6 protein-coding genes are annotated in these 7,214 nt (G+C 58.8%); 4 read left to right on the top strand and 2 right to left on the bottom strand.

The window, feature by feature from the left end; genetic code table 11:
• Positions 1 to 475: 475 nt before the first annotated feature.
• Positions 476 to 1,969, bottom strand: a complete 1,494-nt coding sequence (locus tag ACLEJQ_RS16595; protein WP_440796623.1) for a CoA-acylating methylmalonate-semialdehyde dehydrogenase — start codon at positions 1,967 to 1,969, stop codon at positions 476 to 478.
• Between the two features lie 74 nt (positions 1,970 to 2,043).
• On the bottom strand, positions 2,044 to 3,393 hold the full coding sequence (locus tag ACLEJQ_RS16590) for an aspartate aminotransferase family protein (RefSeq protein WP_440796622.1): 1,350 nt from the start codon (positions 3,391 to 3,393) through the stop codon (positions 2,044 to 2,046).
• A 121-nt stretch (positions 3,394 to 3,514) separates the two neighbouring features.
• Here ACLEJQ_RS16590 and ACLEJQ_RS16585 point away from each other — a divergent pair, with 121 nt between their 5' ends.
• From ACLEJQ_RS16585 to ACLEJQ_RS16570, 4 genes are all read left to right on the top strand, one after another.
• Positions 3,515 to 4,435 (top strand): LysR family transcriptional regulator, encoded by a 921-nt coding sequence (locus ACLEJQ_RS16585; protein WP_440796621.1) that lies wholly within the window; start codon positions 3,515 to 3,517, stop codon positions 4,433 to 4,435.
• 212 nt (positions 4,436 to 4,647) lie between these two features.
• Positions 4,648 to 5,298, top strand: a complete 651-nt coding sequence (locus ACLEJQ_RS16580; RefSeq protein WP_440796620.1) for a TetR/AcrR family transcriptional regulator — start codon at positions 4,648 to 4,650, stop codon at positions 5,296 to 5,298.
• Between the two features lie 9 nt (positions 5,299 to 5,307).
• On the top strand, positions 5,308 to 5,889 hold the full coding sequence (locus tag ACLEJQ_RS16575; RefSeq protein ID WP_440796619.1) for an IMPACT family protein: 582 nt from the start codon (positions 5,308 to 5,310) through the stop codon (positions 5,887 to 5,889).
• Between the two features lie 464 nt (positions 5,890 to 6,353).
• Entirely contained in the window at positions 6,354 to 7,040 is a 687-nt protein-coding gene (locus ACLEJQ_RS16570) for an SDR family oxidoreductase (RefSeq protein WP_440796618.1), read from the top strand.
• Positions 7,041 to 7,214 lie beyond the last annotated feature (174 nt).

The raw sequence follows: 7,214 nt of genomic DNA, 5'->3' as shown, positions 1-7,214 counted from the left end.
CTGGCTGAGCCTTTCGTCTCAACCGAGGCGCGCATTCTACAGCGCCCCGTGTATCTGTCAAGCGGTTATTTCAGGAAGTTTTTAAAGTTTCGCTTGAGAAACAATAACAACTTCAACCACTTGCGCTTCCGATCTCTCGTTAGCGGGAGGCGAATTCTACAGCGTTAGCCGCTGCTGTCAACACCTCTTTTTCACCGCTTTCGACCGAGAAGATCGAACCGTCAATGGGCACTACTACAACTGCCCTGTCGACTCCTTCCAGGCTTCGATGAACTGAAGCAAGCCGCCATTGAAAACTAAGTAACTCATTGAATATCAAGGAGTTTTCCGTTTCGACTGCGCCGGAAGTGGGGCGAATTATAGACACCTGAAATCTGCCGTCAACTCCTATTTCAATATTTCTGTCACATCGATCAGGAACCCCTGCAAACAAAGAAGCCGGCGCTTATAAAGTGCCGGCCTCTTTATCTACCGATTACAAACTCGGAAACGCGAACTGCGACGCTTCATGACTGGCACGCTGCGGCCAGCGCTGGGTAATCGCCTTGCGACGCGTATAGAAGCGTACACCGTCGGGGCCATAAGCATGCAGATCGCCGAACAGCGAGCGCTTCCAGCCGCCAAAGCTGTGATACGCAACCGGCACCGGCAATGGAACGTTGACGCCCACCATGCCCACTTCGATCTCGTCACAGAACAACCGCGCCGCCTCGCCATCCCGGGTAAAGATGCAAGTGCCGTTGCCGTATTCATGATCGTTGATCAGCTGCATCGCCTCTTCCAGGCTGTTGACCCGGACGATACACAGTACCGGCCCAAAGATCTCTTCTTTATAGATGCGCATCTCTGGCGTAACGCGGTCAAACAGGCAACCACCCAGGAAGAAGCCTTCTTCATTGCCCGCCACACTCAGGCCGCGGCCGTCGACGATCAGCGACGCACCCGCCGCGACGCCGTCTTCTATATAGCCACTGACTTTATCCCGGTGCTGACCGGTAACTAGGGGGCCCATGTCCAACCCACAAGACGTACCTGCACCGATTTTCAGCGCCTGGATCTGTGGCACCAACTTGGAGACCAACGCATCAGCCACTTGGTCACCGACACACACCGCCACCGAAATCGCCATGCAACGCTCACCGCAAGAACCGTACGCCGCGCCCATCAGCGCGCTGACCGCGTTATCCAGGTCGGCATCCGGCATCAGCACCGCATGGTTCTTCGCCCCGCCCAGCGCCTGGACGCGTTTACCGCGCCGAGTGCCCTCGGCATAGATGTATTCGGCGATCGGTGTCGAGCCGACAAAGCTCAGCGCCTTCACCTCCGGCGCTTCGATCAGTGCGTCCACCGCAGCTTTATCACCATGCACCACGCTCAACACGCCCTTGGGCAGCCCGGCTTCTAACAACAACTGGGCAATCAACAGCGTCGAACTCGGATCGCGCTCGGACGGCTTGAGGATGAAGCAGTTGCCACAGACGATTGCCAGCGGATACATCCACAACGGCACCATGGCCGGGAAATTGAACGGCGTGATGCCCGCCACCACACCCAAGGGCTGGAAGTCTGACCAAGCGTCGATATTCGGTCCTACGTTGCGGCTGTATTCGCCTTTCAGAATTTCCGGCGCCGCACAGGCGAACTCAACGTTCTCGATGCCACGCTTGAGTTCACCGGCTGCGTCTTCCAGGGTCTTGCCATGCTCTTCGCTGATCAGTTGCGCGATGCGCGACTCGTTCTGCTCCAGCAATTGCTTGAAACGAAACATCACCTGCGCGCGTTTGGCCGCTGGTGTCTTGCGCCAGGCCGGATAAGCCGCGCTGGCGGCGTCGATGGCTTGCTGGATGGTCGCGCGGTCGGCCAGCGGCACTTTATGAATCGCCTGACCGGTCGATGGATTGAACACATCGGCAGTACGGGCGCTGTCGCTCAGCAGTTCGCCATTGATCAGGTGCGGGATGAGGCTCATGGGGACTCCAGATTTTTATCCACAGGCGCCCGTAACCAGACGCCCTTGATTCAACTTGTTAAGGAAGAAGTGCGTCAGTCGAGCTTGTTCAGCACTTCACCGACCGCATCGAACAAGCGATCCAGATCCTGCGGCTTGCTGTTGAAGGTTGGTCCGAACTGCAAGGTGTCGCCGCCGAACCGCACGTAGAACCCGGCTTTCCACAGCGCGATACCCGCCTCGAATGGGCGCACAATCGCATCGCCATCGCGCGGTGCAATCTGGATCGCCCCGGCCAGGCCATAGTTGCGAATATCGATGACGTTTTTCGAACCCTTCAAACCATGCAAGGCGTTCTCGAAATGCGGCGCTACCTCGGCCACGCTTTGCACCAGATTTTCCTTCTGCAACAGATCCAACGCTGCCAAGCCTGCCGCGCACGCCACCGGATGCGCCGAGTACGTGTAGCCGTGAGGAAACTCCACCGCATATTCAGGCGTCGGTTGGTTCATGAAGGTCTGGTAGATCTCGGTGCTGGCAATCACCGCGCCCATGGGGATCGCACCGTTGGTGACTTGCTTGGCGATGCACATCAGGTCGGGGGTCACGCCGAAGCTTTGCGCGCCGAACATCGAACCGGTGCGCCCGAAACCGGTAATCACTTCGTCGAACACCAAAAGGATGCTGTGCTGGTCGCAGATTTCCCGCAGGCGCTTGAGATAGCCTTCAGGTGGCACCAGCACCCCGGCGGAACCGGCCATCGGCTCAACGAAGACCGCCGCAATATTGGAAGCATCATGCAATTCGATCAGTTTGAGCAGCTCATCGGCCAGGGCGATACCGCCCTCTTTCGGCATGCCACGCGAATAGGCGTTGCTCGCCAGCAAGGTGTGGGGCAAATGATCGACATCGTGCATGGCCTGGCCGAACAGTTTGCGGTTGCCACTGACGCCGCCCAGGCTGGTGCCGGCGATGTTCACACCGTGGTAGCCACGGGCGCGGCCGATCATCTTGGTCTTGGTCGATTGCCCCTTGAGGCGCCAGTAGGCACGGACCATTTTCACCGCTGTATCAGCGCACTCCGAACCTGAGTCGGTGAAGAACACATGATTGAGATTGCCCGGGGTCAGGCTGGTAATTTTTTCCGCCAGTTGGAACGACAGCGGATGGCCGTATTGGAAGCCCGGCGAATAATCGAGAGTGCCCAGTTGTTCGGCGACCGCTTCCTGGATCTCCTTGCGAGTGTGCCCGGCGCCGCAGGTCCACAGGCCCGACAGCGAGTCGTAGACCTTGCGCCCCTTGTCGTCCACCAGCCAACTGCCCTCGGCGCCCACAATCAGGCGCGGGTCGCGCTGGAAATTACGGTTGGCGGTATAGGGCATCCAGTGGGCATCAAGCTTGAGCTGGCTGGCCAGAGAGCCGGCAGCGTGTTCGGGCATGTTCATCGACAAAACCTCGCAGAAGAAAAGCAGCAGGAATCGAAAGCGTTCTTGAAGCTAAGTTGCCACGGCGATAGAGTCCGGGAAATCCAACTTTTCTAACCTTCAGTCAGCGGATCACTAAACAATGAGCGTTCGCCGTCCCGATCCACTGGCCCAGGTCAGCGACTTTGATATCCGCCTGCTGCGGATTTTTCGCAGCGTAGTGGAGTGTGGCGGGTTCTCTGCGGCCGAAACGGTGCTGGGTATTGGTCGCTCGGCCATCAGCCAGCAAATGAGCGACCTCGAACAACGCCTCGGCTTGCGGCTGTGTCAGCGTGGACGCGCGGGCTTCTCTCTGACCGAGGAAGGCCGTGAGGTGTATCAGTCGGCGTTGCAACTACTAAGTGCGCTGGAGAGCTTTCGCACTGAGGTCAACGGGCTGCACCAGCATTTGCGCGGCGAGCTGACAATCGGCCTGACGGACAACCTCGTCACTCTGCCCCACATGCGCATCACCCACGCGCTGGCCCAATTGAAAGAGCGCGGCCCTGATGTGCAGATTCAGATCCGCATGATCGCCCCCAACGAAGTCGAGCAGGGCGTGCTTGACGGCCGACTGCATGTTGGCGTGGTCCCCCAGGCCAGTGCCTTGTCGGGGCTCGAATACCAACCGCTCTACAGCGAACGGTCGCTGCTGTACTGCGCGGTCGGGCATCCATTGTTCTACGCCGATGACCAACAACTGGAAGATGCCCGGCTGAACAGCCAGGACGCCATTGCCCCAACCTTCCGCTTACCCGCCGAGATCCAGGCCCATTATCAGGCGCTCAATTGCACCGCCAGCGCATCGGACCGCGAAGGCATGGCGTTCCTGATTCTCACCGGGCGCTACATCGGCTACTTGCCGGATCACTACGCCAATCTCTGGGTCCAGCAAGGCCGGTTGCGGGCCTTGAAACCTGCGACACGTTTTTATGACCTGAGCCTGGCCTCGGTCACTCGTAAGGGCAGGCGGCCTCACCTGGTGCTGGAAAGTTTTCTCGAAAGCCTGGCAGCGACTCGCTGAGCCTTTTCTTTTGTGGGAGCGGGCTTGCTCGCGAAGGTGGTTTACCAGTCGAATATAGGTCGCATGCGAGTCCGCATTCGCGAGCAAGCCCGCTCCCACCAGGATCTGACCAGTCCCATTGAAGTGCTTTTATAACCATGGCACTTGTCGGATCGCCGCCGGTGCGCTATCAACGCATTTGCTTGCCCCACAGACCCAGCCCGGAAACGTCCATGACCTTTGAAGTCCCTGCCCACGGTGGCAAGCCCACCAGTCGCATTCGTCAAAAGAACGAAGAGACCATTCTCAAGGCCGCCGAAGATGAATTCGCCCGCCACGGGTTCAAGGGCACCAGCATGAACGCCATCGCCCTGCGGGCCGGGCTGCCCAAGGCTAACCTGCATTATTACTTCACCAACAAACTCGGTCTGTACGTGGCGGTGTTGAGTAATATCATTGAGTTGTGGGACAGCACCTTCAACACCCTGACCGCCGAAGACGATCCGGCCGAGGCCCTGACCCGCTATATCCGCGCCAAGATGGAATTCTCCCGTCGCCAACCCCAGGCATCGCGGTTGTTTGCCATGGAAGTGATCAGCGGAGGCGAATGCCTGAGCGAATATTTCAACCAGGACTACCGCGTCTGGTTCAGCGGCCGGGCCGCCGTGTTCCAGGCCTGGATCGATGCGGGCAAAATGGATCCGGTCGACCCGGTTCACCTCATCTTCCTGCTCTGGGGCAGCACCCAGCACTACGCCGACTTCGCCACCCAGATCTGCCGCGTGACCGGTCGCAGCAAGCTGACCAAGCAAGACATGATCGAGGCCGGCGACAACCTGATTCGCATCATTCTCAAGGGCTGCGGCCTCAACCCTGTTCTTTAAGATTTTCCCATGCCCTTTACCCTTGCCGGTTTTTGCGAGTACCGCGAAGAGATTCGCAAAAGCCGCTTCATCACCCTCGCCGCGCCCATTACCAGCCCCGCTGAAGCCCAGTCCTTCATCGAACAACACAGCGACCTGGACGCCACGCACAATTGCTGGGCCTGGAAGCTCGGCGATCAATACCGCAGCAACGACGATGGCGAACCCGGTGGCACCGCTGGGCGGCCGATCCTGGCCGCCATCGAAGCGCAGTCCTGTGATCAAGTCGTGGTGCTGGTGATCCGCTGGTACGGCGGCATTCAGTTGGGCACGGGTGGGTTGGCCCGGGCTTACGGCGGCGGCGCGAACAAATGCCTGCAAAATGCCGAGAAGATCGAACTGATCAGCCGCGTGGCATTGCGCTGTGCCTGTGGATTCGCCGAGCTGCCCCTGGTGAAGCTGCGCGTCGCCGAATGTGGCGGCTTGGTGACTGAAGAAAGCTTCACCGCCAACGGCGTGGAGTTGCAGATAGCCGTAGGCGAGGCGCACATCCAGGCATTGCAAAAGCAGCTGGCCGACCTGAGCCGTGGGCGGATCCTTCTGACCCGTTGAGATCGCATCGCGCAATCGTTCAACTTGCCCACATCCACTGTGCACCCGGCTGTGGATAACCTGAGCACATTCGCCTGCAACCCTTCTGTCATGCGGCTTTCAGGGCGCTGTTCATTTTTTGGTCAAATTCCCGTGTGCTGGCTGATTTCATCTACAAAACAACCGCTTGCAACGGTTTAGCACCTTTAGAAGAAAACCCCGCGGCGCTTATGCCCGAGTATCAGGCTTGCGCACAATAACTGTGGAGCATCCTGTGGATAAGCCGTTCATGGCTGCGCCTACCCCATGAAAGGCATAGCCCGCAGGCGCTTGGTCATTTTTTAACCACTCAAGATAGCGGTAGAATCTCACCCTGTCCGAAACCAGCATGATTGAACCTGACGTGTTGCGTCACGAGCTGAAACAATGGCTCGGGCAATGTTGTCCATTAAATCCGTGACCTTTCCTTTCAAGGATGCCCCCTCATGAACTCGGCAAAAAAAGCATTGATCATTGGCGCCTCCCGGGGCTTGGGCCTGGGTCTGGTGAAAACGCTGCTCGGCGACGGCTGGAACGTAACCGCCACCGTGCGCAACCCGCAGAACGCCGAAGCTCTGCAAGCGCTGGGCGCGGTACGGATCGAAAAACTGGACATGGACGATCAGCAAGCTGTCATCGCCCTGAGCCAGCAGCTCAAGGGTGAAGTCTTCGACCTGCTGTTCGTCAATGCCGGCGTCAAAGGGCCGGACAATCAAAACCCGGGCGGAGCGACACTGGCCGAAGTCGGTCAACTGTTCTTCACCAATGCCGTGGCACCGATCAACCTGGCCCAGCGCTTCGTCGGCCAGATCCGCGAAGGCAGCGGCGTGCTGGCGTTCATGAGTTCGGTACTGGGCAGCGTGACCATGCCCGACGCGCCGGAACTGGCGCTGTACAAGGCCAGCAAGGCGGCGCTCAACTCCATGACCAACAGCTTTGTCAGCCAGTTAGGCGAACAGACATTGACCGTGCTTTCGCTGCATCCCGGCTGGGTCAAGACGGACATGGGAGGTGAAGGCGCGGACATCGACGTTGAAACCAGTACCCGGGGGTTGATCGACCAGGTCAACGCGTTCGCCGGCAAGGGCGGGCATCACTTCGTCAACTACAAGGGCGAGACGATTCCCTGGTAAATAGAACGCTTGCCCACTGTGGGAGCGAACCTGCTCGCTCCCACAGTTTGATCTGCGTCCGGCGCTGGAAATTCGCCGAGCAACCTGAGTAAACTCCGAACCTTGCCCCCACCGGCGACCCTGGATCAGCAGACAGGGCATCACTGAGCTGGCTAACCTGAACCCACTTTCAGA

Source organism: Pseudomonas sp. SMV71 (genome assembly GCF_052042015.1).
Taxonomy (GTDB): Bacteria; Pseudomonadota; Gammaproteobacteria; order Pseudomonadales; family Pseudomonadaceae; genus Aquipseudomonas.
This window is presented reverse-complemented; position numbering and strand designations above follow the sequence as displayed.

Coding starts and splice junctions, on each gene's coding strand:
- ACLEJQ_RS16580 (WP_440796620.1), top strand. CDS start 4,648: ATGACCTTTGAAGTCCCTGCCCACGGTGGCAAGCCCACCAGTCGCATT.
- ACLEJQ_RS16575 (WP_440796619.1), top strand. CDS start 5,308: ATGCCCTTTACCCTTGCCGGTTTTTGCGAGTACCGCGAAGAGATTCGC.
- ACLEJQ_RS16590 (WP_440796622.1), bottom strand. CDS start 3,393: ATGAACATGCCCGAACACGCTGCCGGCTCTCTGGCCAGCCAGCTCAAG.
- ACLEJQ_RS16570 (WP_440796618.1), top strand. CDS start 6,354: ATGAACTCGGCAAAAAAAGCATTGATCATTGGCGCCTCCCGGGGCTTG.
- ACLEJQ_RS16585 (WP_440796621.1), top strand. CDS start 3,515: ATGAGCGTTCGCCGTCCCGATCCACTGGCCCAGGTCAGCGACTTTGAT.
- ACLEJQ_RS16595 (WP_440796623.1), bottom strand. CDS start 1,969: ATGAGCCTCATCCCGCACCTGATCAATGGCGAACTGCTGAGCGACAGC.